Origin of the sequence: Prauserella halophila (assembly GCF_024171895.1) — a bacterium.
GTDB classification, from domain to species: Bacteria; Actinomycetota; Actinomycetes; order Mycobacteriales; family Pseudonocardiaceae; genus Prauserella; species Prauserella halophila.
Window position 1 is genome coordinate 869,291 of record NZ_JAMTCQ010000009.1, and the last position, 26,394, is coordinate 895,684.

21 protein-coding genes and 2 pseudogenes are annotated in these 26,394 nt (G+C 70.2%); 13 read left to right on the forward strand and 10 right to left on the reverse strand.

What is annotated here, in order from left to right; genetic code table 11:
* Nucleotides 1-85 precede the first annotated feature (85 nt).
* From LY41_RS10245 to LY41_RS10255, 3 genes are all read left to right on the forward strand, one after another.
* Nucleotides 86-991, forward strand: a complete 906-nt coding sequence (locus tag LY41_RS10245) for an ABC transporter ATP-binding protein (protein WP_253863634.1) — start codon at nt 86-88, stop codon at nt 989-991.
* Nucleotides 991-2,124 (forward strand): ABC transporter permease, encoded by a 1,134-nt coding sequence (locus LY41_RS10250; protein WP_253863635.1) that lies wholly within the window; start codon nt 991-993, stop codon nt 2,122-2,124. Before LY41_RS10245 ends, LY41_RS10250 begins: the two co-directional genes overlap by 1 nt.
* Nucleotides 2,125-2,321: 197 nt before the next feature.
* The gene (locus tag LY41_RS10255) at nt 2,322-3,422 is read left to right on the forward strand and encodes an Rv2629 family ribosome hibernation factor (RefSeq protein ID WP_253863636.1); all 1,101 of its coding nucleotides are present in this window, start codon (nt 2,322-2,324) and stop codon (nt 3,420-3,422) included.
* Nucleotides 3,423-3,465: 43 nt separating this feature from the next.
* Here the strand turns inward: LY41_RS10255 and LY41_RS10260 are convergent, their stop codons facing one another.
* Complete coding sequence (locus tag LY41_RS10260) at nt 3,466-4,101, reverse strand: TetR/AcrR family transcriptional regulator (RefSeq protein WP_308292226.1); 636 nt, start codon at nt 4,099-4,101, stop codon at nt 3,466-3,468.
* A 101-nt stretch (nt 4,102-4,202) separates the two neighbouring features.
* Between LY41_RS10260 and LY41_RS10265 the strand changes: the two genes are divergently transcribed.
* The 7 genes from LY41_RS10265 (at nt 4,203) to LY41_RS10295 (ending at nt 12,885) form a co-directional block, all read left to right on the forward strand.
* Nucleotides 4,203-5,702: an MFS transporter gene (locus LY41_RS10265; protein WP_253863637.1), complete on the forward strand. Its 1,500-nt coding sequence runs from the start codon at nt 4,203-4,205 to the stop codon at nt 5,700-5,702.
* Between the two features lie 154 nt (nt 5,703-5,856).
* Nucleotides 5,857-6,330 carry a hypothetical protein gene (locus tag LY41_RS10270; RefSeq protein ID WP_253863638.1) on the forward strand — a complete coding sequence of 158 codons (474 nt, stop codon included), beginning with the start codon at nt 5,857-5,859 and terminating at the stop codon, nt 6,328-6,330.
* A gap of 251 nt (nt 6,331-6,581) precedes the next feature.
* Nucleotides 6,582-7,610: a Gfo/Idh/MocA family protein gene (locus LY41_RS10275; RefSeq protein ID WP_253863639.1), complete on the forward strand. Its 1,029-nt coding sequence runs from the start codon at nt 6,582-6,584 to the stop codon at nt 7,608-7,610.
* Nucleotides 7,611-7,789: 179 nt separating this feature from the next.
* Nucleotides 7,790-8,920: a TAXI family TRAP transporter solute-binding subunit gene (locus tag LY41_RS10280; RefSeq protein ID WP_253863640.1), complete on the forward strand. Its 1,131-nt coding sequence runs from the start codon at nt 7,790-7,792 to the stop codon at nt 8,918-8,920.
* Nucleotides 8,913-11,117: a TRAP transporter permease gene (locus LY41_RS10285; RefSeq protein ID WP_253863641.1), complete on the forward strand. Its 2,205-nt coding sequence runs from the start codon at nt 8,913-8,915 to the stop codon at nt 11,115-11,117. Before LY41_RS10280 ends, LY41_RS10285 begins: the two co-directional genes overlap by 8 nt.
* Complete coding sequence (locus LY41_RS10290) at nt 11,114-12,037, forward strand: CoA transferase subunit A (RefSeq protein WP_308292227.1); 924 nt, start codon at nt 11,114-11,116, stop codon at nt 12,035-12,037. The genes LY41_RS10285 and LY41_RS10290 overlap by 4 nt, the downstream gene beginning before the upstream one ends.
* 68 nt (nt 12,038-12,105) lie before the next feature.
* Entirely contained in the window at nt 12,106-12,885 is a 780-nt protein-coding gene (locus tag LY41_RS10295) for a CoA-transferase subunit beta (RefSeq protein WP_253863642.1), read from the forward strand.
* A gap of 79 nt (nt 12,886-12,964) precedes the next feature.
* Here LY41_RS10295 and LY41_RS10300 read toward each other — a convergent pair whose 3' ends face one another.
* Nucleotides 12,965-13,873: a LysR family transcriptional regulator gene (locus LY41_RS10300; protein WP_253863643.1), complete on the reverse strand. Its 909-nt coding sequence runs from the start codon at nt 13,871-13,873 to the stop codon at nt 12,965-12,967.
* A gap of 142 nt (nt 13,874-14,015) precedes the next feature.
* Here LY41_RS10300 and LY41_RS10305 point away from each other — a divergent pair, with 142 nt between their 5' ends.
* Nucleotides 14,016-15,224, forward strand: a complete 1,209-nt coding sequence (locus LY41_RS10305; RefSeq protein ID WP_253863644.1) for a CaiB/BaiF CoA transferase family protein — start codon at nt 14,016-14,018, stop codon at nt 15,222-15,224.
* Between the two features lie 20 nt (nt 15,225-15,244).
* Nucleotides 15,245-16,444, forward strand: a complete 1,200-nt coding sequence (locus LY41_RS10310) for an acyl-CoA dehydrogenase family protein (protein WP_253863645.1) — start codon at nt 15,245-15,247, stop codon at nt 16,442-16,444.
* 69 nt (nt 16,445-16,513) lie between these two features.
* On the opposite strand, the gene LY41_RS10315 is transcribed toward LY41_RS10310, so the two are convergent.
* Nucleotides 16,514-17,083, reverse strand: a complete 570-nt coding sequence (locus LY41_RS10315; RefSeq protein WP_253863646.1) for a TetR/AcrR family transcriptional regulator — start codon at nt 17,081-17,083, stop codon at nt 16,514-16,516.
* A 227-nt stretch (nt 17,084-17,310) separates the two neighbouring features.
* Between LY41_RS10315 and LY41_RS10320 the strand changes: the two genes are divergently transcribed.
* On the forward strand, nt 17,311-19,416 hold the full coding sequence (locus tag LY41_RS10320; RefSeq protein WP_253863647.1) for a BCCT family transporter: 2,106 nt from the start codon (nt 17,311-17,313) through the stop codon (nt 19,414-19,416).
* 61 nt (nt 19,417-19,477) lie between these two features.
* On the opposite strand, the pseudogene LY41_RS23865 reads toward LY41_RS10320, so the two are convergent.
* The 7 genes and pseudogenes from LY41_RS23865 to LY41_RS10350 form a co-directional block, all read right to left on the reverse strand.
* Nucleotides 19,478-19,794, reverse strand: a pseudogene (locus LY41_RS23865) (hypothetical protein).
* Nucleotides 19,768-19,923: pseudogene (locus LY41_RS10325) on the reverse strand (ArsR family transcriptional regulator); the annotation flags it as partial. The pseudogenes LY41_RS23865 and LY41_RS10325, both read right to left, overlap by 27 nt.
* 30 nt (nt 19,924-19,953) lie before the next feature.
* Nucleotides 19,954-22,023: an acyltransferase family protein gene (locus LY41_RS10330; protein ID WP_253863648.1), complete on the reverse strand. Its 2,070-nt coding sequence runs from the start codon at nt 22,021-22,023 to the stop codon at nt 19,954-19,956.
* Between the two features lie 339 nt (nt 22,024-22,362).
* On the reverse strand, nt 22,363-23,082 hold the full coding sequence (locus LY41_RS10335; RefSeq protein WP_301296981.1) for a bile acid:sodium symporter family protein: 720 nt from the start codon (nt 23,080-23,082) through the stop codon (nt 22,363-22,365).
* Nucleotides 23,083-23,094: 12 nt separating this feature from the next.
* Nucleotides 23,095-23,664, reverse strand: coding sequence for a DUF421 domain-containing protein (locus LY41_RS10340; protein ID WP_253863650.1), 570 nt, complete (start codon nt 23,662-23,664; stop codon nt 23,095-23,097).
* Nucleotides 23,665-23,743: 79 nt separating this feature from the next.
* Nucleotides 23,744-25,684: a sensor histidine kinase gene (locus LY41_RS10345; RefSeq protein WP_253863651.1), complete on the reverse strand. Its 1,941-nt coding sequence runs from the start codon at nt 25,682-25,684 to the stop codon at nt 23,744-23,746.
* The gene (locus LY41_RS10350) at nt 25,671-26,375 is read right to left on the reverse strand and encodes a response regulator (RefSeq protein ID WP_253863652.1); all 705 of its coding nucleotides are present in this window, start codon (nt 26,373-26,375) and stop codon (nt 25,671-25,673) included. The genes LY41_RS10345 and LY41_RS10350 overlap by 14 nt, the downstream gene beginning before the upstream one ends.
* Nucleotides 26,376-26,394: the final 19 nt, after the last annotated feature.

Consider the following 26,394-nt stretch of genomic DNA (forward strand, 5'->3'; position numbering starts at 1 on the left):
GGCAGTGGGATCGGTCGCGCGGTCGACCGCCCGGATACATCGCACGCCTGACGCGCGGCGCCGCCCGTGCTCCTAGGCTGCTCGTATGTTGAAGGTGAATGGCGTCAGCCGGAGCTTCGGCGACCACCGGGTGCTCGACTCGGTGTCGTTCGACGTCAAGCCCGGCCGAATGACGGGGTTTCTGGGGGCCAACGGCGCCGGTAAGACCACCATGATGCGGATCATCCTGGGGGTTCTGAAGGCCGATGCGGGCTCGGTGTCGTGGAACGGGCAGCCGGTCACGCAGGCGTTGCGCCAGCGGTTCGGCTACATGCCGGAGGAACGCGGCCTGTACCCGAAGATGAAGGTCGCGGACCAGATCCAGTGGCTCGGCAGGCTGCACGGCATGTCTGCGGCGAACGCGGCGGCGAGTACCGAGCGCCTGCTCGAGGAGCTCGACCTGAGCACGCGTGCCAACGACAAGCTCGAGGCGCTCTCGCTCGGCAACCAGCAGCGTGCGCAGATCGCCGCGTCGCTGGTGCACGACCCGGAGCTGCTGATCCTCGACGAGCCGTTCTCGGGCCTGGACCCGATCGCGGTCGACACGGTGCTGCGGGTGCTGCGCCAGCGCGCGGCCGACGGGGCGCCGGTGCTGTTCTCGAGCCACCAGCTCAGCGTCGTCGAGCAGCTGTGCGACGACCTGGTGATCATCTCCGAGGGCCAGATCAGGGCCAGCGGTGAGCGGGACGAGATCAAGGAGCGTTACGGCACGCCGCGGTACGAGCTGGTCGTCGGCTCGGACGCCGGGTGGTTGCGCGATGTTCCGGGTATCAAGGTGACCAGCGTGGACGGTCCGCGGGCGGTGTTCGAATCCGCATCCGCCGACGGTTTCCGGGCCGGTGGCGAGGCGCTGGACCAGCGCATCCTGCAGGAGGCGATGCGCCGCGGCGAGGTGCGTGCGTTCACGCCCGTCGTGCCGTCGCTCAACGAGATCTTCAAGGAGGCGATCTGATGACCAGCGTCGAGGAGCGGACCTCCGTGGAGTCTCGCAACAACGACGGCGGCCTGAGCTTCGTGCAGGCCACGTGGCTCGTCGCGGAACGCGAGCTCAAGGCGTTCCTGCAGATGAAGGGTTTCTGGATCGGGCTCGCGACGATCGTGATCGGCCTGTTCGCGGCGTCGATCCTGCCGAACGTGCTCGGCGGTGGGGACACGAAGATCGCCGTCGCCGGCTCCGACGTGGCGCAGACACTCGAGGCCGGCCCCTTCGACATCGAGCGCACCACCGACCCCGCCGTCGCGGAGGAACTCGTCCGCAGCGAAACGGTAGCGGCGGCGGTCGTACCGGACACGACGGGGCAGTCGGCGACGGGAGTCCAGGTCGTCGCTCTCGAGAGCCCGCCGAGCGACCTCATGGCTTCGCTGGGTTCGCCGCCACCGGTGGACCTGCTCGAACCAGGCGAGGTGAGTGAGGGCGAGAAACAACTCGTCATCATGGTGTTCGCGCTGGTGTTCATGCTCTTCGCCATGAGCGGCACCGCGATCGCGCAGAGCACGGTCACCGAGAAGCAGACCCGGGTCGTCGAGATCCTGGTGTCGACGCTGCCGGTGAAGTCGTTGCTGGCCGGCAAGATCGTGGGGCACACGATGCTCACCGTCGGCCAGGTGGCGGTGCTGGCCATCGCGGCGCCGATCGCGCTGCAGGCCGGTGGCAACGAGGCCCTGCTCGAGGTCATCCTGCCCGCGCTCGGCTGGTACGTGCCGTTCCTCGTCCTCGCGTTCCTGCTGCTGGCCTCGATGTGGGCGGTCGCGGGGTCGCTGGTGAGTCGTCAGGAGGATCTGGGCTCGACGATGGGCCTGGTCATGATGCTGGTGTTCGGCCCGTACATGGCCGTCATCTTCCTGGCCGGCAATGCGACCGCCATGGCCGTGCTGTCCTACGTGCCGTTCTCGGCCGCGATCGCGATGCCGGTGCGCCTGTTCACCGGTGAGGCCCAGGTCTGGGAACCGTTCGTGTCGCTGGGCCTGATGGCCGTCATGGTCGTGCTGATCACCGCAGTGGCCACCCGGCTCTACTCGGGCTCGCTGCTGCAGACCGGTGGCAAGATCAAGCTCTCGCGCGCGTGGTCGGCGGCGTCGGACTGACCGGCGAGGACCGACGAACCGTTGCCCCGGCCGGGACGAGCTCCCGGCCGGGGCAACGTCGTTCCCGGCCCCGAATCCGCTACGCCCGATCTCGGGTGCAGCGTCACGTTAAACACGGCGCGTGCGGGGCTACCCGGGTGGCGGGTCCGTTGCCGATGCGATCCGAACGCCGCCGCCACCTGCACGATGGAGGGCTGATGATGCACCGCAGCGAGCTGCGCGACGTACTGGCCGCCGAGGGACCGTTCGCCTGTGCGTACTTCGACGTCACGCACGACACCGAGGACTCGGCCGAACGGACCCGCCTGCAGTGGCGGTCGGTGCGCGAGGAGCTGCTCAGGCAGGGAGCCGACGAGTCGACGGTCGATGCGATGGCTGCCGCCGTCGAGCAGCAGAGCCCGCCGGTCGGAACGGCGACCAGGGCGCTCGTCGCCTCCCACGGCGGGCTGCTGGTGAACGAATGGCTGCCGTCGACGGCCGGCACGGAATCAAGCGACGTGCGCTGGACCGAGGTGCCCTACGTCCTGCCGTTGCTGGCGAGCACGGACCGGCCGGTGCCGTACGTGGCGGTCGTCGCCGACCGCACCGGCGCCACCCTGCGCGCGGTCGACGGCCACGGCGATCCCGTGTCGACCGAGGACGTCAGCGGCGAGGAGCACCACGTCCACAAACCGCGTGGCGGTGGCTGGTCGCACCGGCGGATTCACCAGCACGCGGAGGAGACGGTCAAACGCAATGTGCGCGACATCGCCGACGAGGCGGACCAGCTCGCCCAGAAGGTCAGTGCTCGGTTGCTGGCCTTCGCCGGTGAGGCGCAGACGCGGTCGGCGCTGCGTGCCGAGCTCTCACCGCGCTGCGAGGAGATCGCCGTCGAGCACGATGCGGGCCACCGCGACGGGGAACCGGACCTCGCCGAGCACGAGGCGTGGCTGGCCGAGCTCGTCGCCCGGCAGCAGGCAGAGGATCGCGACGGCGTCGTGCGGCGGTTCCGTGCCGCGACGGGCCGGGACGGCGAGGCTGCGGCCGGGTTGCGCGACGTGACGTCCGCGCTGCGTGACGGGCGCGTGGCGACGTTGCTGATCGACCGGGACGGACTCGGTGACCGCACCGTCGTGACCGGCGGGGACCCGCTCCGGGTCGGTATCGACGACGGCGAGCTGTCCGAATCGAACGTGAAGACCACCGAGCGGCGTGCCGACGAGGCACTGCCCGCAGCCGCGGTGGCAGGCGGTGCCGACGTGCTGGTCGTCGACGGGGTCACCGTCGACGACGGTGTCGGAGCCCTGCTGCGCTACTGAGTCGTGCGGGCCCACCGGTGCCGTCGGGGCCGCGCCGGTGTCGTCAGGGCCGTTCGGTGTCCGACGGGGCCTCGGTGTCCGACGGGGCCTCGGTGTCGGCAGGGGCGTCGCCGCCCGCCGAGCCCCCGTTGTCCGCGATGCCGTTGTCCGCCATGCCGAGGCGCCGGAACACCGTGGGGAGGTCGTCGAGGACGGGCGTCCGCAGGTCGCGGCCCATGATGGTGGCGCGCAGGTAGAGCCCGTCGCCGATCAGGCCGATCAGCTCGGCGGTCAGCGGGTCGGCCACGTACTCGTGGGCCAGGTTCGTCCACATGCGAAACGACGTGGCGAGGGCTTCGTCGACTTTCGGTTCGCTGCCGAGCAGGCGAAGGGCCGCCACGGACGTCCGGTGGGCGGGCTTGGCCATGTCCGCGTCGGTCACGGCCGACGACAGCAGATACCGCACCATGCCTTCGGGCGCGGTCCTGGCGTGGTCCAGGTCCTGGCGCGTGCGTTCGAGGAGCCGGTCGACGAGACCGTCGAGCAGGGCGTCCTTCGATTGGAAGTGGTAGAGCAGGCCGCCCTTGGACACGTCCGCTTTCGCTGCGACGGCGTCGAGCGTGACGGCGGCAAGGCCCTTCTCGATCAGCAGGTCTTCGTAAGCGTCGAGAACCTGTTCGCGTGCGGATGGTCGTCCCATGGCTGACCACTGTACCGCCTTGACTGAACCGTCCAGACGGTCTAGTTTCGGATTCGATCGGCAAACTATACCGGCTGGACGGTTCAGAAATCGGAGGAGACGTGGACAGGGTGGGTAGGCGCGAGTGGGTCGCGCTCGGCGTGCTGGTGCTGCCGGTGCTGCTCATCAGCGTGGACATGACGGTGCTCGGGTTCGCCTTGCCCTACCTGAGCGAGGACCTCGCGCCCACGGGTGCGCAGCAGCTGTGGATCGTCGACATCTACTCGTTCGTGCTCGCGGGGCTGCTGGTGTTGATGGGTTCGGTCGGCGACCGCATCGGCAGGCGCAGGCTGTTGTTGACGGGTGCGGCGTTGTTCGGTGCGGCCTCGGCGTTCGCGGCCTTCGCGGCGAGTCCCGCGATGCTGATCGCCGCACGGGCGCTGCTGGGCATCGGCGGGGCCACCTTGATGCCCTCGACGTTGTCGCTCATCCGCACGATGTTCGTCGACCCCGGGCAGCGCAGGCTCGCGATCGCGGTGTGGGGTACGGGCTTCTCCGGCGGGATGGCGCTGGGGCCGGTGGTCGGCGGCTGGTTGCTCGAGCACTTCTGGTGGGGCTCGGTGTTTCTCGTCAACGTGCCGGTGATGGCCGTGCTGCTGCTCGTCGGGCCGTTCCTGCTGCCGGAGGCGCGCGATCCCGCGCCGGGCCGGTTCGACCTGCCGTCGGCGCTGCTCTCACTGGCCACCGTGCTGCCGGTCGTCTACGGGATCAAGGACATCGCCAAGCACGGCCCCGGGTGGGAGCCGCTCGTGGCGGGCGGACTCGGGATCGTGTTCGGCCTGGCCTTCGTGCGCAGGCAGCGCATCCTCTCCGCCCCGATGGTCGACCTGCGGCTGCTGGCCAAGCCCGAGTTCAGCGTGTCGGTCGGCACCAACATGCTGGGCGTGTTCGCGATGGCGGGGCTGCTGTTGCTGATTCCGCAGTATCTCCAGCTCGTACTCGGGATGCGGCCGCTCACGGCGGCGTTGTGGATGCTGCCGATGACCGTGGCAGGCGTCGCGGGCTCGCTGCTCGTGCCGCGGCTGGCCCGGCACGTGGCGGTGCCGCAGCTGATCGGCGCGGGGCTGCTGCTCGCCGCGGCGGGGTTCGTGCTCGTCGCCGTCACGGGCGGCGGTGCCGGACCCGCGATCGTCGTGGCGGCGCTCGTGCTCGTCGGGTTCGGCGTGCCGCTGTCGGAGGTGCTCACGAACGACCTCATCGTCTCGACCGCTCCGCCGGAGCGGGCGGGGTCGGCGGCGGCCATCTCCGAGACCGGATTCGAACTCGGCGGTGCGCTGGGTGCGGCAGTACTCGGCAGCGTGGCGATGTCGGTCTACCACTCCGGTGTGCCTGCCGGCGCGGGAGACGCCGCGCGCGAGACACTCGGCGGCGCCGTCGCCGCGGCGCGAGGGCTCCCACCGGAGCAGGCCGAGGTGCTGCTCGACGCGGCGCGGGAGGCGTTCGTCTCGGGCATGCGGATCAGTGCGGTGGCCGGCGCCGTGCTTTTGGTGCTGACCGCGGTGCAAGCGTTCGTCCTGCTGCGCCGGGCTCGTACGGACACGTCCGCTCCGGTGCCGGCATGACGAGGTCCGGGTGCCCGCTGCCTGCGGGTGCCGGTGCAGGACCGTGCCCGCGAGGTCGCGGAGAAGCTCGTCGGTTTCCCGTCACGGTCGGCGGGCTTCGAGGTGTAATGGTCACCGCACGTGTGTCCGGGGACGAGAGGCGTCGAGGGAAGACATGATCAGCAGTGTGCAGGAGTGGGCCCTGTCCCTTCCGTGGTTCCTCCACTGGGTGGGAATCATGGTGCTCGGGGCGATCCCGTTCGTCGAGTCGTACCTCGGGTCGATCATCGGGGTGTTGTCGGGCCTGTCGCCGTTCGTGGCGATCCCGGTGGCGATCGGGGGCAACGTCGTCTCGATGCTCGCGTTCGTGTTCGGTGCGCACGCGGTGCGCGGTCGCGTCATGGCCGGCCGCGAGGAGGACTCGTTGTCGCCGCGGAAGCAGAAGGTCAAGGAACGGTTCGACAAGTACGGCGTGGTCGGGGTGAGCCTGCTCGGTCAACTGGTTCTGCCCAGTCAGATCACGTCGGCGCTCATCGTCTCGTTCGGCGCCGTCCGGAACCGGGTGATCCTGTGGCAGGTCATCTCGATCGTCCTGTGGGGCCTGGTGTGCGGCGTGCTCGCCGTCTACGGCATCAATGTGTTCGGCTGAGCCCGGCCTGCGTCGCCGGTGATGTTCGCCGGCGACGGCTCGGGCGTACCATCGGCGGCCGGTGTGGGCAGTGTGGGCAGTGTGGGGCGGGGTCGGGCGGTGTCGGGTGGAGCGCCGCAGGAGCCGCCTCGCCGGCACCACTCGGGAACGTTCGAGCCAGCGGTAGTGGTCGCGACGGCAGTGGCCGAGAATGCAGTGGTCGCAACGGAAGTTGTCGAGACCAGCAGTAGTCGCAACAGCAAGGTGGGGCAATGACCGTACGCACGGCCGTCATCGGTTTCGGACTCGCAGGCCGCGTCTTCCACGCACCGTTCGTGCATCACGACGACGCGTACTCGCTCGACTACATCCTCACGGGGAACGAGGAGCGCGCGCAGGAGGCGCGTGAGTCCTATCCCGGTGTGACGGTGCTGCCGGACCCGGCCGCGCTGTGGCAGCGGGCGTCCGAAGTGGACCTCGTGGTGATCGGGACGCCGCCGGCGACGCACGCCGATATCGCGGCGCAGGCGCTGGATGCGGGTGTGCACGTCGTTGTCGACAAGCCGTTCGCGACGACGAGCGAGCAGGGTCGCGCGCTGATCGAGCGTGCGCGCCGGGCCGGGCGGATCCTGACGGTGTATCAGAACCGGCGTTGGGACGGGGATTTCCTGACGCTGCGGGAACTCGTGGCCGCGGGTGAGCTGGGTGAGGTGCACAGTTTCGAGTCGCGGTTCGAGTGGTGGAAGCCCGAGGGCGGGCGCGGCTGGAAGGCGAGCGCGAGTGTCGCCGAGGGCGGCGGCATCCTGTTCGACCTGGGCACGCATCTGATCGATCAGGCGGTGCAGTTGTTCGGGCCGGTCGAGGACCTGTGGGCCGACGTGATCACGCGGGGATCGGACGAGGCCGACGACGATTCGATGGTCGTGCTGCGGCACGCGAGCGGCACCCGGTCGCGGCTGATCATGTCCGGGTTCGCCGCGTTGCCTGCGCCGCGGTTCCACGTGCTGGGTTCGCGTGGTGCGTTCACGATCTGGGGTCTGGACCCGCAGGAGGACGCGCTGCGCGGGGGAGCGAAGCCCGGTGACGCCGGGTTGGGTGTCCGTGACGAGGAGCAGTGGGCGACCGTCGGCACGCGCGGCGAGCCGCACCGCGTCGAACCCCGGCGCGGTGACTACGGCGGGTTCTATGCGCGGCTCGCGGAGGCCATCGCGGGCACCACCGGTGAGGTGCCGGTCGATCCGAACGACGCGGTCGAGGTCCTCGAACTCGTCGAACGAGCCCACCGCTTCGCGGCTCGCTGACCCGCGCGGGTCCGGCCCGATTACGTTTCCAGGAGCTTGATTACAGCCACTGCCAGCAATACCCACCGAGGGAGTGACACTCCTCGGGTATCAATCGCTCCGACAAGAAGTATTGGCGTCGAGCGCGTGCCGTCCATCACCGTTGCCGGTGGTGCTTCTCCCAACGACGGGACGAATGGATGGACACTCGACGTCACACGCCGGCCGCGCTCGTGGCCGCCGCCCTGCTCGCTCTCTCCGGCTGCGCAGGGGGTGAGGATCCGGCGCGCAGCGAGACCCCGCTCGACGTGGTGGCCCTGTCCACCTACGGCACGGGCACGGCGACGTTCGCCGACGTGGCGGCCGTCGCGGACGCCGTCACCGCGGAAGCGGGAACCCGGTTCCGGATCATCACCTCCGGCACGGCGATCGGCCGGATGCTGCCGCTGAAGGACGGCCAGACCCAGTTCGCCCGTACCGGCGACGAGTACATCTTCGGCTTCCGTGCCGAGCACGAGTTCGCCGACGAGGACTGGGGCCCGCAGCCGACCCGGGTGGTCTGGGCCCCGACCGCGCCGCACAGCTGGATGGCCAGGGACGGTTCCGGCGTACGTGAGGCGGCCGACCTCGAGGGCAAGCGGGTCCCGCGGATCACGGCCAACCCCTCGGTCAATCAGAAGACGAAGGCGATGCTCGCCAGTGCCGGGCTTACCTGGGACGATGTCCGTCCGGTCGACATCGGGTACGGCGAGCAGCCGGACGCGCTCAAGGCGGGCAAGCTCGACGTGCTGTTCCAGCAGGTGTACGGCTCGTCCCTGGCGGAACTGGAATCGGCCACCCCGGTGCACTGGCTCGAGTTCGACGCCGACGACCGGCGGACGCAGCGGGCCGTCGAGGAGAACGTGCCGTCGGTGGAGCTGCGGTCGTTCAGCGGTGCGCCGGGCCAGGAGGAAGGTGCAGCGGACACCGGTTTCTGGTATGCGGTGCCGATCATCACCTACGCCGACACCTCCGGCGTGGTCGCCTCGCAGCTCGCGAGATCCATTGTGGACAGTTACGACACCTACCGGGACGCGACCTCGACCACCGACCTGTGGTCGACCGACGACGCGATGATCGCGCCGGTCGAGGTGCCGTTCCATCCCGGGCTGATCACGGTCCTGAAACAGGAGGGCGTGTGGACCGCCGAAGCTCAGGAGCGGCAGGAGGAGCTGCTGGCGCAGGAGAAACAGCTCCGCCGCGGCTGGCAGCAGGTGACGGGGTCGGAGAACCTCCGCCGCGACTGGGCGGCCTGGAAGCAGCAGCATCTCGAGGAGGCCGGCGATGCGTGACGCGACCGACGACGACCGGGCCGTAGACCACGGCGTTCCGCCCGACACCCCGCCCGACACCCCGGCCGCTGACGACGGCGCGCCCGACGATCACGGTGCGGCGCCGGCGTCCGGCACGCCGGAGACCGCGCGGCTGGCCGGCGGGCAGTGGTTCTGGGCTGCGGTGGCCGTGACGATGACCGTCACCGGGGTGCTGATCGTGCTCAACCAGGTCTTCTTCTGGAACCCCGGCGGTTTCACGCTGCTGCTGAACGCGTTCCTGTACGTCGTACTGGCGTGTTTCCTGTCGCAGGTCTTCATCCTCGTCCGGGCACGCAGGTCCACCGAGCGGCCCCGGTTCTCGGTGCCCTGGTACGACGCCGTCCTCGCCGCGATCTGTGTCGCGACCAACCTGTACTTCGCGGTGCACGCCGAGCAGATCTCGCTGGAGGGCTGGGACTACGCCGCTCCGCCGCCGGCCGTGGTCGGGTCGTTCGTGCTGTGGCTGCTGGTGCTGGAGGCGCTGCGGCGCACGGCGGGCCTCGTCGTCACGATCATCGCGGGTGCGTTCTCGCTGTATCCGCTGATCGCGGAGCAGATGCCGATCGGGTTCCTGCAGGGCGTGCCGTTCCCGATCGAGCGCGCGGCGACGGTCCACGCGCTGGGGCCGGATTCGATCCTCGGACTGCCGCTGCAGACCGCGGGGGCGATCCTGATCGGGTTCCTGGTGTTCGGTGTCGTGCTGCAGCGCACCGGCGGCGCGGAGTTCTTCATCGACCTCGCGCGCAGCGTGTTCGGCCACGCCCGCGGCGGCTCCGCCAAGGTCGCGGTCACGAGCTCCGCGTCGATGGGCATGATGAGCGGTTCGGCGGTGTCCAATGTGCTCACCACCGGCCCGATGACGATTCCCGCGATGAAGCGGGCGGGCTATCCCGGCACGTACGCGGCCGGTATCGAGGCGACCGCGGCCACCGGCGGATCGATCACCCCGCCCATCATGGGCACGGCGGCGTTCCTGATGGTCTCGTTCCTCGGCGTTCCGTACTCCGAGGTGGCGCTGGCTGCGGCCGCGCCCGCGCTGCTGTACTACGTCGGCGTCTTCACCCAGATCGACGCCTACGCCGCCCGCACCGGTCTGCGCGGCGAACTGCGGTCCCGCCTGCCGAAAGCACTGACGACGCTGCGGACGGGCTGGCCGTACCTGCTGGCGCTCGGTGTGCTGATTCTGCTGCTGGTGTGGCGGCGCGACGAGGCGCAGGCGCCGTTCATGGCGGCGGCGCTGCTGCTGGCCATCGCCCTGGTGCGACCGCGGCGCAGGCTCGGCGCCCGCGGCCTGCTCGCCGTGGTCATCGACTCGGGACGGTCGATCGCCGAGATCGTCGGCATCATCGCGGGTGTCGGACTGATCGTCGGCGCGCTGTCGATGTCCGGTGCGTCGCTCTCGCTCGCCCGTGAACTCGTCGCGGCCGTCGGCGACAACGTGCTGCTGATCCTCATTGCCGGTGCGATCACGTGTTTCGTGCTGGGAATGGGGATGACGGTGTCGGCCGTGTACGTCTTCCTCGCGATCGTGATGGCTCCCGCGCTCGTCGAACTCGGCGTGAACCCGGTCGCCGCGCACCTGTTCGTCATCTACTGGGCGGCGGCCTCGTACATCACGCCACCCGTCGCACTGGCGGCGTTCGCGGCGGCCGGCATCGCCCGGACGTCACCGATGGCCACGGCCGTCACCGCAATGCGGCTGGGTGCGGCGAAGTACATCGTGCCGTTCTGTTTCGCACTCAACCCGGCGCTGGTCGCCCAGGACGACGTCGGCTCGGTGCTGCAGGCCGTCGGACTGGCGATCGTCGGTGTCTTCGCGATGGGCGCCGCGTTCGAGGGGTACGCACCGCTGGTCGAGGTCCGGCTGCCCGGATGGGCACGCGTCGTGGCGCTCGTCGCCGGGGTCGCACTGCTGCTGCCGGAGACCGTGTCGTCGCTGACGGGGCTGCTCGTCATGGTCGTGCTGTTCGGTGCGCTCCGGGTGCTCCGCGGGCGCGAGGCGCGTGCGGACCAGCGACCTGCGGACGAGCAGCCACCCGACGAGCAGCCACCCGACGAGCAGCCACCGAACGGACGGGACCGCGACGAGGAACCACCCGACGAGCAGGCACCGGATGACCGGGACGGGACGACTCCCGGCGTTCGGCAGGACGGCGACCCGGAGGTGCGCGCGTGACGGGATCGAAGGTGACGACGCTGGCCGAGGCCGTCACCGCACACGTGCGCGACGGGATGACCGTGGCGCTGGAGGGGTTCGGGCACCTGATCCCGTTCGCGGCAGGGCACGAGATCATCCGGCAGCGCAGACGGGATCTGACGGTGTGCCGGATGACGCCGGACATCCTCACCGACCAGCTCCTGGTCGCAGGCTGTGTGAGCAGGCTCGTCGCGTCGTTCTTCGCCAGCGGTTCGGCAGGCTCGCTGTACGAGATCCGGCGCCGGGTCGAACAGCACGACCCCGCTCCGCTGGAGACGGAGGAGTACTCGCACTACGGCATGTACTGCCGGTACGAGGCGGGCGCGAAACGACTGCCGTTCCAGCCACTGTTGTCCTATGTGGGCAGTGACCTGCCCGCGCTCAACCCCCGGATCCGGTCGGTGGAGAGCCCGTACGGCGAGGGCAGGGTGTACGTCGTACCACCGCTCAACCCCGACGTGACGATCGTGCACGCCCAGCGGGCGGACGCGAGCGGCAACACGCAGCTGTGGGGCATCACCGGGGCGCAAGCACCCGCGGCGTACGCCGCCTCGGCCGTGATCGTGACGGTCGAGGAGGTCGTCGCGCCGGAGGTGGTGCGCGCGGATCCGAACCGCACCCTGATCCCCGCACACGCGGTGGACGCGGTGGTCGAGGTGCCGGGCGGCGCGCATCCGTCGTACGCGCAGGGCTGTTACGACCGGGACAGCGCCTTCTACCGGGAGTGGACGCCGATCAGCCGGGACAGGGAGTCGGCGCTCGCCTGGATCGACGAGTGGATCCACGGCACGGCCGACCACGCGGGCTATCTCGCCAAGCTCGGCGAGCAGCGCTGGGACGGCCTGGGGGTCGCGCCGGCCCCGTCCGGTTCGGTCTCGTACGGCAGGAGGAAGCAATGACGGCGGACTCACCGGGGCAGGGTGGTCGATCGTCCACTGCGGACGCCGAATTCACGGAAGGATACACTGTGGACACGGCCGACGTTCCGCCGCACAGTGCGGAATTCCTCGCCACGGTCGCCGCGCGCGAACTCGCGGGGTGCCGCCGGGTCTTCGCCGGGGTGGGCCTGCCGACGCTGGCGGTCGACCTCGCCACCCGCACCGTCAACCCCGGTGTGGAACTCGTCTACGAGTCCGGCGTCGTCGGTGCGCATCCGGAGGCGATGGCCGAGGGGATCGCGGACTCCGTACTGGTGTCGGGATCCGAGGCGATGCTGAGCATGGACGCACTGTTCGGCTACGTGCTGCAGGGCGGGTACGTCGACGTCGGATTCCTCGGCGCCGCGCAGGTCGACCGGATCGGCAACATCAACACGTCCGTGATCGGCGACTGGCAGCGGCCGAAGGTGCGGCTGCCCGGTTCGGGCGGGGCGAGCGACATCATCGCCTCCGCTCGCGAGATCGTGGTCGTGCTGCGCCGGCACGACCTGTACGCGCTGCCTGCGGAGGTGGACTTCTGCACCTCGCCGAGCCCGGCCCGCGCGGGGCGGCAGGAGGGGTTCCGTCAGCCGCCGGGTGCCGGGGTCGCCACGGTCATCACGCCGCTCGGCATCCTGCGCAGGCCGGACCGCCACGGTGAACTGGAGCTCGCGGCGGTCCATCCCGGTGTCTCGGTGGCCGAGGCGACCGAGAACACGGGCTGGGACCTGCGGGTGCGCGGTGACGTGACCGTAACGCCGAGGCCCCGCACCGAGGACGTCCGCCTGCTGCGGGAGGAGATCGACACGGTGCGGCTGTACCTGCGGTGAAAGGTGGCTGTACCTACGGTGAGTGCCTGTGACCCGGCGCTGCGGCGACGGCGTGCGGACCGCGGTCGGTGGCCACGGATCACAGCCCGGCGTAGCCGCCGGGCGTGGGCAGCGCGAGTTCGGACAGTTCGAGGACGCGGTCGACGGCCGGTGTGGTCTCGGTACGCCAGATCAGGCGGGCCAGCGCTTCCTCCCTGCCGCCTTCGAGCGGGATGACCGACAGCCCGGTGGTGATGACGTTCCGGAACGCCGTGTCGACGGTCATCGTCAGTCCCACGCCGGCGGCGACGAGTGCCATGAGCGTCCAGGTGTCGGGTCCGTGCTGGACGATGCGCGGCGTGAATCCGGCCTGTTCGGCCTTGCGGATCGCGGTGTCGCGCAGCGACGAGCCGGTCGCGGCCTCGAGGAACACCCACGCCTCGTCGGACAGTTCGTCCATGCCGACCGAGTCGCGTCCCGCCAGCGGGTGCGATTCGGGAACGACGACGACGTAGTGGTCGACGCGGACGACGCGGGAGCGCATGCCGGGCGGTGTGGAGTCCCAGCGCACGATCGCCATGTCGAGGGTGCCGTCGGCGAGCTGGCCGATCGCGTCGGTGCCGTAGGTCGTGCTGCTCAGCGCCAATTCGATGCCCGGCTGGTCCTGCCGGACGCGCTGGGCGAGCGCGCTGATCAGCGGGTGCGACGACGGGCCCGCGAAGCCGATCGAGGCCGTGCCGACCGTTCCCTCTCCCGCGTGTGCGACCGCCCGTTCGGCGGCGTCGAAGGCGCTGACGATGTTGTGGGCGGCGGGCACGAGCGCCTCGCCCTGCGGGGTCAGGCTGACTCGGCGGGTGGTGCGGTCGAACAGCGGTGAGCCGAGGTGGCGTTCGAGCTGCTGGATGGTGCGGCTCAGTGGTGGCTGGGCGATGTGCAGTCGGGCGGCGGCCCTGCCGAAGTGCAGTTCCTCGGCGACGGCGAGGAAGGCCTTGACGTGGTGGAGGTCCATCCGGTGTCTCCTGGCTCGGGCGTACCGGCGGTCACCGGCGACCGCCGGTGTGCGTGGGCGCAGGCCATTGATGCGTGCACTCGATGGATACCATACCGATTACGCCATTGCCGGGTATCGGTCCCGTTGGCAGGATCGGGGCATGGTCGACACCGACGCCGACTCGTCTCCGGCGCTGCCGCTCGAAGGAATCCGAGTGGTCGCGCTGGAGCAGGCCGTTGCGGCGCCACTGGCCACCCGGCATCTCGCCGAGCTGGGCGCCGAGGTGATCAAGGTCGAGCGGGTCGGCGAGGGCGACTTCGCCAGGGCCTACGACGACACGGTCGGTGGCGTCGCCTCCCACTTCGTATGGCTGAGCCGAGGGAAGAAGTCCCTCGCGCTCGACGTCAAATCCGAACGGGGCGGCACGCTGCTGGCAGAGCTGCTGGACACCGCCGACGTCTTCGTGCAGAACCTGGCACCCGGCGCCGCCGCCCGGCTCGGCCTCGATTCCGAGTCGCTGCGGGGCCGCGACCCGCGCCTGGTGACCGTGGACCTCAGCGGGTACGGCGAGGGCGGTCCGCAGGCCGGCCGCAAGGCCTACGACATGCTCGTGCAGGCCGAGAGCGGGCTGGTGTCGATCACCGGGACGCCCGAACAGGCCACCAAGACCGGCATCCCCACCTCCGACATCGCGGCCGGCATGTACGTCCTCACGTCGGTGCTCAGTGCGCTGTTGCGGCGTGAGCGCACGGGCGAGGGCGCGAGCGTGGACGTGTCGATGTTCGACGCCACCGCCGAATGGCTGGGACACCCCATGTACGTGGCGATGTACGCAGGCCGGCAGCTGCCGCGGTTGGGGCTCAGCCACGCCGCGATCGCGCCGTACGAGGCCTATCCGACCCGCGACGGTCAGGTGCTGATCGGCGTGCAGAACGACCGCGGGTGGGAGGCCCTGTGCCGCGAGGTCTTCGCCGACGACGAGCTCGCGGTGGACCCCCGGTTCGTGACGAACGTGCTGCGGGTCGAGCACCGCGGCGCGTGCGACGCGGAGGTCGGAGTGCGCACGGCGCGATTCGATACGGCCACTCTGGAAGCGCGCCTCGCCGAGGCAGGAGTGGCAGCCGCACAGGTCAACGACATGGCGGGGCTCATCGCCCACCCGCAACTGTCCGAACGCGACCGCTGGCGCGAGGTGCACACCGAGAACGGCCCCGTGCGGGCACTGCTGCCGCCGATGACGTACCGCGACATCGAACTCGTCATGGGTGATGTTCCTGCCCTCGGCGCGCATACCGACGAGACGCTCACCGCCCTCGGCGTGCCGGCAGGGGAACTCGACGACCTGCGCGCCGACGGCGTGATTCAGTGACCGACAGGAAGGCCACCGCCATGACCACGACGCCCGATCCGATGTCGAAGCCCGGTCTCGAACAGGTCGGCGACGAGGACTTCGCCGCGATCCACGCCGCCGCCCGCGACTTCGTGCGCAGCCGGGTGGTGCCGCGGGAGACCGAGATCATGGAGGCCGATGCGATTCCGGACGACCTGCGCGGTCAGGTCGCCGACATGGGGCTGTTCGGCTACGCGATCCCGCAGGAATGGGGCGGCCTGGGGCTGAACCTGACCCAGGACGTCGAGCTGGCCATGGAACTGGGCTACACGACGCTCGCACTGCGATCGCTGTTCGGCACCAACAACGGCATCGCGGGCCAGGTGCTCGTCAACTACGGCACGGACACGCAGAAGGCCACGTGGCTGGAACGGATCGCCTCGGGAGGCGTGGTCGCCTCGTTCGCCCTGACCGAACCGGGTGCCGGGTCGAGCCCGGCGGGGCTGCGCACGAAGGCCGCGGCGGACGGCGACGACTGGGTGATCAGCGGCGGCAAACGGTTCATCACCAACGCGCCGATCGCGGACCTGTTCGTGACGTTCGCGCGTACTCGCGAAGCGACGGACAAGGAACCGGGTATCGCGGTGTTCCTGATCCCGGCCGACGCTCCCGGAGTCCATATCGGACCGAAGGATCGCAAGATGGGGCAGGAGGGCGCCTGGACGGCCGATGTCACGTTCGACGACGTGCGGGTGTCCGCCGACGCGCTGGTCGGCGGATCCGAAGAGGTCGGATACAAGGCGGCGATGATGTCGCTGGCCCGCGGCCGGGTGCACATCGCCGCACTCGCGGTGGGTGCGGCGCGGCGGGCGCTGGACGAGTCGGTGGCGTACGCGGCGGAGGCCACGCAGGCAGGCACGCCGATCGGCGATTTTCAGTTGGTCCAGGCCATGCTGGCGGACATGCAGACGGGCGTGATGTCCGGCGAGGCGCTGGTGCGGGATACCGCGCGGAAGTATCACACCGGAGAGGACCGCAGGATCGCGCCGTCGGTGGCGAAGCTGCACTGCACGGAGATGGCCGGCAGGGTCGCGGATCTCGCCGTCCAGGTGCATGGCGGCACCGGGTACATGCGCGAGGTTCCGGTCGAACGGATCTACCGCGACGTCCGGCTGCTGCGGCTGTACGAGGGCACGAGCGAGATCCAGCGGCTGATCATCGGCGGCGGTCTGGTCAAGGCGGCGCAGCGGGCCCGCTGAGGCTCACCGGGGCGCCCGCCGTTGCCGGGTCGGCCCCGCCGGGTGCTCGGGTGAGCACAGGCCGGCACGTCACCGCCGCAACAGGCCCTCGGCGATCTCGCGGCCTTCGGCGAGCAGACCGGCGCCGTAGATGCGGTGGTGGGCGAAGGCGCCCTCCAGCAACAGGAACAGGTGGTCGGCGAGGCGGCCCGGTTCGGCCGTGTCCGGCAGGTCCTCGGCGATGAGGTCGGCCAGCCGCTGCCACACCAGGTGCTTGTGCTGCCGGATGACCGGGTAGGCGGGGTGGTCCTCGGCGAGTTCGGCGGCCGCGTTGAGGTAGGCGCAACCGCGCGTGATGGTCGTGGCGTCCTCGGAGTAGACGTCGAAGAACGCCAAGGCGCGCGGCCTGTCCGCGGCGGCGATGGCTGCCTCGAGGACGGGCCACCACGTGTCGTGGCGATGCTGGAGGTACGCGGTGACCAGACCGTCCTTGTTGCCGAAGTTCTTGTACAGAATCGGCTTTGTGACGTTCGACTCGGCCGCGATGGTGTCGACGCCGACCGGATGGATGCCCTGTTCGTAGAACAACCCCGACGCGACCTCGAGAATCCGGCGTGCGCCGGGGGTGAGGTGATCGAGATCGATGTGTTGTGCGTCCACGCCCACTCCTTGACTTGACAAACCTGTATATCTAGCCTGGCCGTCGCCTGGTTACTGATCTGTATACCGGGCGGGCGGGCATCGTGACACCCGCCGGGCCGGAGGAGCCGCCGAGTATGCCCGTGTCGCATGGCGAGACCGCGGGCCGGGCCTGCCGGCGCAGGGGCGAATCAGGCCGGCACCGAGGCCGGTCCACCGAGACGTGTTCGAACAGGAGCGTTGTTTTCGTGGCTTCGCAGGAAGAAGCGAGACCGGGGGCGGCGAATGCGCCGCAGGCGCCGCCGAAGGCGCGGTTGTCCAAACCCGTGTTCGTGCCGGCCGTCATTGTGATCGTCGCCGCACTGGGCTTCGCGACGTGGTACGGCGCGCGCTACGGCGACGGCGCGGCGGATGCGTTCACCGAGCTGCGTAACGTCATCGGTACCAACATCGGCTGGTGGTACATCATCGTGGTGACCGCCATGCTGGTGTTCTGCCTGTGGGCCGCGCTGTCCAAAGTGGGCAACATCCGTCTCGGCAGGGACGACGAGCGGCCGGAGTTCTCGCTGTACTCCTGGTTCGCGATGTTGTTCTCCGCGGGTATGGGCATCGGCCTGGTCTTTTCCGGTGTGTCCGAACCGCTGAACCACATGTTCGGCCCGCCGGAGGTTGCAGGCGTCGAGGCCGGCACCGGTGAGGCGGGACGGGCCGCGATCGGCCAGTCGATGTTCCATTGGGGACTGCACGCCTGGGGCATCTACGCGATCGTCGGGCTCGGCCTCGCGTACATGACGTTCCGCCGGGGTCGTCCGCTGTCGATCCGCTGGCTGCTGGAACCGATCTTCGGCCGCAGGCTCATCGAGTCGTGGGTCGGGCACGTGATCGACGTCGTCGCGATCGTCGGCACCGTGTTCGGCGTGGCCACCTCGCTCGGCATGGGAGTGCTGCAGATCCAGGCGGGTCTGTCCTATCAGGGCTGGTTCGAGCCCTCGGACACGCTGCTGGTGATCCTGGTGCTCGGCATCACGGCCCTCGGCACCATCTCGGTCGTCACGGGTCTCCACAAGGGACTGCGGTGGCTGTCGAACGCGAACATGGCCCTGGCCACGGTGCTGGCCGTGGTGGTGCTGCTGGTCGGGCCGACGGTGTTCCTGCTGCGTTCGCTGGTGCAGAACTTCGGTGAATACCTGCAGACGATTCCGCAGCTGGCGTTCGTCACCGGCGCAGGCGCAGGCGACACGTGGACGCTGGACTGGACCCTGTTCAACCAGGCGTGGTTCCTCGCGTGGGCGCCGTTCGTGGGCATGTTCATCGCGCGCATCTCGCGCGGGCGCACGATCCGCGAGTTCGTCCTCGGCGCGCTGCTGGCGCCGACGCTGGTCTCGCTGATCTGGTTCACGATCTTCGGCAGCACGGGCGTGCTGAGCCAGCTCACCGACGGCAACCTCGTCGGCAGCGACGGCGCAGTCGATCAGGACACCGCGCTGTTCCTGCTCTTCGGTGAACTGCCCATCAGCGAGGGCATCGTGACCGTCTTGTCGGTCATCGCGATCGTGGTGATCACCTTGTTCTTCGTCACCAGTGCCGACTCGTGTTCCCTGGTGGTCGACGTGCTCTCCCACAACGGACGGAGCGAAACCCCGTGGGTCACCCGCGTGTTCTGGGCGGTGCTCGTCGGTGTCTCCGGCGCGCTGCTGCTCATGGCGGGCGGTGAGGCCGCGTTGACGGTGCTGCAGGTCAGTTCGCTGGCCGGTGCCGCTCCGCTGTCACTCGTCTACGTACTGGCGATGATCGCACTGTGGCGCATGTTCCGCCTCGAAGTCGCCACCATGCCGCGCTACGTCCGTATCCGGTCGCAGGCCACTCCGTCGGCACTGGTTTCGGCGGCGCGCGAGAACTCCGACACCGATCGCGAGGTGGAGCGGAGCCTGCGTGAGGTGCTGCGGTCCCGCAACGGCATTGGCGACGGCATTGGTGACGGCAACGGCAACGGCGACGTTGGCGGCGGCAACGGTCGCGGCGCGCTGAAGCGGGCGTCGGCGACGTTGGCCGGGCTGGACGTGAGCGCATCGGCCGCTCCGGCTCGTGCGTTGCAGCTCGACAGCACCGTGCTGGCGGTCCACGACGTGCCTGCGCACGCGACGACCGTCGATCCGGAAACCGGCGCCATCGGGCTCGACGACGACGGCGTGCACGCCGATCCGACCGCGGGCGAGGTGTTCGACACGCCCGAGTTCACCGATTCCGCTGTGGGCGCCGAACACCACTCACAGGAACTGCTGGAACGCTACGTCGACGGCCAGGGCAGCGACCGGGCCGACGACCAGGATGGCGACCGGGCCACCTCACACTGACCCGTTCCGTCGGCCCGTCCGGCCGCGGGCCGGCCGTGACCGGCGCCCGGACGGGCAGGCCTCAGGGACGCCAGGCCGGGTCACGGCCGAGGAAGCCCATCAGCCTGTCCTGAGCGGGTGCGTCGTCGGGCACCGGCACGGCGGGCCGAACTGTCCGCCGTCGCGCAGCAGTCCTTCGATGGCCCGCATGCCTTCCAATGCGGGGGCGCACCGCTCTTGGCCGAGGTCGGGTTCGTGGCCGAGTGCCTTCGCCAGGTCCCAGGAGTGCAGCGAGCGCGGCCCGACCCAACGGCGGTACGGCTCGGGGTCGACGTGGGCGTGGAACACCTGCTCCGGCTCGGCGTCGAACTCGCGGACGATCTCGATCCAGATCGACATCAGGTCGAACACCTCCGGGTCCAGGTGGACCGGGCGGCGCTGGGCCTCCTTGCTGCGGGTCACCGGTCCGGCGTCGCCCAGTACCTTCAGGTGCTGGGAAACCGCCTGGAAGCTCATGTCGTAGTGCTCGGGTCGGGTCGGGTCGGCCGTGCAGACTGCTCAGCGCAGCACGTTCAGCGAGGAGAGCTGCTCGTCGAGCCACGGCGCGAGCGTGCGCGCGTAGGTCGCGGTCAGGTGGGTCGTGACGCCGTAGACGACGACGTCGCCGATGACGGCCGGGCAGGTGTCGTCGCGGCAGAACGCCGGGGTCGGGTCGAGCAGCCTCGCGCCGTCGACGCGCCGTGCGGCGTGGTCGGCCACGTGCGGATAGGCGAACGCGACGTCCTGCGCAGTGGCACAGTCGCCCAGCCGGTCGGGTGCACGGGAGACGCAGCTGGGCACGTCCTTGTCCGGATGTGGATTGTCCTTGATGGTGACGACGCGCGCGCCGGTGTCGCGCAGCTCGGTCAGGGTGTCGGCGTACCCGTCGCGGAGTGCCTCGGCGCTGGCGGCGGGGTCGAGCTGCCGCTCGCCGTCGATCACCGTGTACGTGTCGCGGCCTCCGGTGAGGACGAGGTCGGGGTTCTCCTTCTCTTTGATGCGGGTCAGCGTGTCCGCGCGCCACGTGTCGCATTCGGAGTAGTAGCGCCGCAACGCGTCGTTGTGGAGGCTGACCTGTGGGGGAGGGCAGCCGGACTTGGTCAGTGCCACCAGGCGCCATCCCCGCTCCTTCGCGAGCCGTTCGAGGGCGGGAAAGTACTGCATCGCGTGGGAGTCGCCGAACAGGACGACGGTGCGTTCGGAGCCCGGATCGCCGTAGACGCAGTCGGGTGAGGTGGTCTCGGGCCGGTCGGCGTGGCAGCCGTCGTCGTAGTTGCGGGGCCAGTCCTGCCGCGCCAGCCGCGGTTCGGGGCGCACGGCGTCGACGGACGGCTGGACCGCGTCGCCGTGGCCGAGTGCGGGTGCGCCCGTGGCCTCGTCGGGTGCCTTGGTGGGCAGCGACGGGATGGTCAGCGGCAGCACCAGGCCGGGAATGACGGCGATCGCCGTGCAGGCCACACCCAGCGTCAGCGCGCGCCGTGGCCGCTGGAAGGCCGCCGCACCGCGGACAGGCTGCTCGACGAGGTGGTAGGTGGCCGCGGCGAGTACGTAGGCGCCCGCGACGACCGCCAGTCCTTCCGCCGCCGACAGTTCGCCGAAGGCGGCCGCGGCGAACACGAGCGCAGGCCAGTGCCACAGGTACCAGGAGTACGAGACGCGCCCGAGGTGCCGCATGACGGGTGCGGCGAGCAGCTGGTGCGGCCGGACCGACGGTGCCGCACTGCCTGCCGCGATCACAGCCGCCGTGCCCAGTGCGGGCAGCAGCGCCCACGGTGCGGGGAACAGTGTCGTCTCGTCGAACGAGACGACCGACCAGCCGATCGCGGCGAGGCCCGCCCACGCCAGCAGTGTCGCCGCGCGTGGTGAGAGCCGGGTGACCGGGACGAGGGCGACGGCACCGCCGACCGCGAACTCCCAGCCGCGGCCGAACGTGTCGAAGTACGCGGTGTCGGCGGCCTGCAGTGTGCCGAACACCGAGTACGCCAGCGACACCGCACCGAAGCCGAGGACGACGGTGAGCAGGGCTCGCCGCGGGGTGCCGGCGTGGCCGATGCCGACGAACCGTCGCACCAGCCACACCGCAGCCAGCAGCAGGAGCGGCCACCCGAGGTAGAACTGCTCCTCCACGGCCAGCGACCAGAAGTGCTGCACGGGACTGGCCTGCAGCCCCGCCGCGAAGTAGTCGACCGCCTGGCCCGACAGCCACCAGTTGAGTGCGTACAGGGCGGAGGCGACGAGGTCGGCGGCGACCGAGTCGCGGTCGACGGGGGACAGCAGCAGCCAGGACAGGGCGGCGACGGCGGTGAGCACGACGGCGACCGCGGGCAGCAGCCGCCGGGCGCGGCGCGCGTAGAACCGGCCGAGCGACAGGGACCCGGTGCGCTCGATCTCGTCGTGGATCAGCCGGGTCATGAGGAACCCGGAGAGCACGAAGAACACGTCGACGCCCACATAGCCGCCGGTGACCGGCACGCCCGCGTGGTAGAGCAGCACGGCGAGGATCGCCACCGCGCGCAGGCCCTCGATGTCGGGCCGGAACCGGTGCGTGCCGGGCGGGAGCCGGTGGGTTGCCGTTGCCTCGGTGCTCACCGATCCCGGGCCGTTCGAGGCTGTCGCGTCCGGTGCGGTTCCCGGGGTCGTCGGCCGCGCCGGGGCATCCCCGTGACGGGAGGGCGGGAGCCCGGGGCGCGGCAGTGAACGCACAGTGGTGCAACCTCTCGGTCGACGTCGTGGGCCCGCACGGGGTCGCGGCGAGCGCTGCCACCGGGATCGCTGTCGTCGCTGATCGAGGCGCGGTTCGCCGCGGGCGGGTCACCGCAAAGCTGCCGCCCGCCGTTGCGGCTGTCAATGGTTTCGACCGCGTTTTCCCTTGTCTCACAACGGTTTTACGTGTGAGTTCACATGTGGATCACGGTAGTGAGATTCCGGTCAGGTCGGCTCGTCCGCCCGGTTCTCGAGTCGTCGCGTGTGTCGGCGTCCGTACCAGATGACGGCCGCTGCCGAGGCGTACATGAGCAAGCCGTAGACCCCGGACGGAACCGCCATCTCGGGCTGCCCGATGACGGTGACGGCGATCAGGATGCCGATCGTGGCGTTCTTGATGCCCAGTTCGACGGCCCCGGCGACCCGGTCGGCCCACGATGCCCGCGCCAACGCCATCACTCCGAAACCGACCGTCAGCCCGCCCAGGTTGAGCAGGATCACCGGGAGGCCGGCGCTGCGCAGGTATTCCCAGAACTCGTCACCCAGCGACACCGAGATCACCACGATCAGCGCCGCGAGGACGAGCCCGCCGAACACTGACACGGCCCGCTCCATGGCATGGGCGATCGCGGGCCTGACGGCGCGTACCGCCATCCCGATCAGGACCGGAACCAGGACGAGCGCGAGGAGCAGGGCGATGGTCCGCAGCACGGGAACGTGGATGTCGCCGACGCCGGCCACCGGCCAGATACCGAGCGCCAGGTTGGCGAAGATCGGAAGGGTCACGATCGTGATGAGGCTGGCGATCACCGTCAGCACGATCGACAGCGCGACGTTGGCCCTGGCCAGGTACGCGATGAGGTTCGACGTCGTCCCGCCGGGACACGCCGCGATGATCACCAGGCCGGCCGCGACGAGCGGCGGCAACGTTCGGTTCCGTACCAGGAAGGACGCCGTTCACAACGGTTTCCCCGGTGGCGTCCGGTCGCCGACGAGCCATTCGTAGCCGCGGACACTGGTGAACAGGTCCGGATCGAGGGGCTCTCCACCGGGATCGCCCGCCAGCACCGAGACCTCACCGGTGGTTTCGAGCACCACCGCGCGCACGCGGTCCATCCGGGTCACACCCGCGAGCCGAAGCTTGGCGCGCACGTCGTCGCGGGTCAGCTGGCCCTGGGCGAGGTTCTCCTCGATGACGTTCCTGCCGACCATCAGCAACAGCGGCCGGTTGTCGACGATGTCCTGGACCCCGTTCCGCTTGCGCACTCCCGCGATGAGCCACTGCAGAGCGAACAGCACCCCGAGGCCGACGGCGCCCTGAAGGAGTGACACCTCCGTGCTCACGGCGGTCGTCGCCGTGATGGAGCCGAGGGCCACCGTCGCGGCGATGTCGAAGTTCGTCATCTGTGCGAACGAGCGCAATCCGGCGAGTCGCGAGTACACGACGAGGGCCAGATATATCGCGGCGGTACTGACGGCGACGAGTGCGAGCGTTCCCCACGGGGCGCCGAGCTGCTCTGCAAACATGAGGTGAGGGTACGTTCGCCCAGGGTGGAGCGCCGCGTCAACGCAGGAGCACGTGCGGTTCACGGTGGTGAGATGCGGGTCAGGCCGAATCCGGGTGGCGAAGAGGCAGGTGGACGGTCAGCACCGTGCCGGCGCCGACGGTGCTGTCCACGTCGATCCGCCCGCCGTGTGCGTCGATCAGCTGGTGCGTGATCGCGAGCCCGAGCCCGCTGCCGCCGCTGCTGCGACTACGCGATTTGTCGGCGCGCCAGAATCGGTCGAAGACGTGGGGAAGCGACTCCGCGTCGATGCCGCTGCCGGTGTCGCTGACGTCGATGCGCACCTCGTCGCCGGCAGCCCGCGTCCGCAGTTGCACGGTGCCGTCCCGGGGCGTGTGGCGGATGGCGTTCGACACGAGATTGCCCAGTGACTGGCGCAAGCGGGTCGGATCCGCCGAAAGCTCCGGGTCGTCGTCGATGCGCACCGACAACTCGACGCCGCGTGCCTCGGCCGCAGCACGGTGGGCGGCGGCCACCTGTTCCACCAGGGCCCGGAGTTCGACCGGCTCCGGGTGCACGCGGAGTTCGCCCGCGTCGGCGAGTGCGAGGTCCTGCAGGTCGTCGATGAGGTGCTGCAGCAGCACGGTCTCGTCGAGCAGGGAGGCGACCAGCTGCGGGTCGAGGTCGGCGACACCGTCCTGAGTCGCTTCGAGCCAGCCGCGCACGTTGACCAACGGCGTCCGGAGTTCGTGTGCGACGTCGCTGACCATGGTCCTGCGCTGGTGTTCCGAGGTCTCGATGCGCTGCGACATGGTGTTGAACGCGGCCGCGAGCTCGCCGATCTCGCCGCGTGCGGACGTTTCGGCGCGCGCGGACCGGTCGCCGTCGCCCATCCGCCTCGCCGCCGAGGTGATCGCGTGGATCGGACGGACGAGCCTGCTCGCCGCCAGCGCTGCGACGCCGATCGTCACGGCCAGCACGGCCGCCGCGGTCCACACGATGTTGTCGACCCCCACAGTGGACAGATCGGGTCCTGCCGCGTCCCCGTTCGGCTCGGTGATGAACAGTTGCGCCGCAGGGGCCACATGGGAGCCGAGCTGTTCGCGCCGCGCCGAGTCGACACATCGCTTCGCGTGGCGGCCCGTGGTGGTGAGTTCCTCGGCCGAGGTGATGTCCGAGACGTCGACCGGTAACGGCCCGCGCCCCTGCCGTTCGAGGCAGGCATTGACGAGCGTCAGCAGTGCCTCGCTCGCCGTGCGTTCGGTGCGGGTGGCCGCCGGTTCGGGTCCGCAGAGATCGTCGGGTGACGGTGCCGGCAGTTCGGCTCGCGGACCGGCTTCCCGCGTCGGTTGCTGCGCAACCGACGCCGGCGGCCGCGTGTCGCCGCGGGACGGTAGTTCCCGCGGCGGTGTCTCCGCTGTTGGTGGGGGTGATGACGCGGTGACGGGTTCGACGGCGGAGCGCCCGTTGGGGCGTTCGGCGATGGTGCCGTCCCGACCGTGGCGCTTCAGGCACGTCAACCGCGACTGCGCTGCCTCGCGCAGTCTGCGGCGTTCGTCCGCGGTCAGCCGGTACGGGCCGACGGCCCGGGGGTCGATGCCGGAGGCCGTGGCGTCCGGCTTGAGCACGGTGTCGACGGCGAGCGGATCGACCACGGCCGACGGCGTGCGGGGAAGCGTGTCCCGGTCGTGGCCGCCGGAGTCGGCAATCGGGACGCGGGCAGGCGTGGTCAGCGTGATCCGGCGGCCCGTCTCGTCGGCGAGCCGGTCGACCGTGTCCTGCACGCCCTGCCACCGGGAATGCGTCGCGGCGTGGCCGAGCAGCGAGTCGTAGATCGTGGCGTCGTGGGCCAGCGACGTGCGGAGCTCGCGGTTGATCGCGCCGCTCGTGCTCTGTGCGGCGAGCCACGCGGTCGCGCCGATCGATGCGCACGCCACGACTGCGGCGAGCGCGAGCAGCCGCGTGAGGAGGCTGTGTCTGCCGAGTCTGCCGAGCCTGCGGTGACCGTTCGGAAGCTCGTCGCGCTGGTTACGACGCCGCATCGGCCGCGCCGTCCTGCATCTTGTAGCCGACGCCGTACACCGTGATCAGGCGAGCCGGCTTACGCGGGTCGGCTTCGAGTTTGCGGCGCAGGTTCATGATGTGCACGTCGACGGTCCGTTCGGTGACGAACCGGTCCATACCGAAGGCCTGGTCGAGCAGCTGGCCGCGCGTGAACACTCGTCCCGGCTCGGCGGCCAGCGTGGCGAGCAGGCCGAACTCGGCAGGTGTGCAGTCCAGGGGCGCTCCCGCCAGTGCCACCTCGTGCCGCTTCCGGTCGACGACGAGCTCACCGAGTTCGAGAACGTCGTCCTGCCGACGGGACGCACGTCCGGCGCGGCGCAGGATCGCACGCACCCGCGCCGCGAGCTGTCGCGGACTGTAGGGCTTGGTGACGTAGTCGTCGGCGCCGAGGTCGAGGCCGAGCAGCACGTCGTCCTCGGTGGTGCGGGCGGTGAGCAGCACGATCGGCAGGTCGGACTCGGCGCGCAGTACGCGGCAGACGTCGAGGCCGTCGACCTTCGGCATCATCACGTCGAGTACGGCCAGGTCCGGCCGCTGCCGCCGTGCTTCGTCGATCGCCGCCCGCCCGTCCTGGACGACCGCCACGGTGTGGCCGTCGCGGCGCAGATAGCGCCGGATCAGCTCGGCCTGCATGGGGTCGTCTTCCGCGACCAGTACCTGTGCGCACATCGTCGGCATTGTCTCCGGT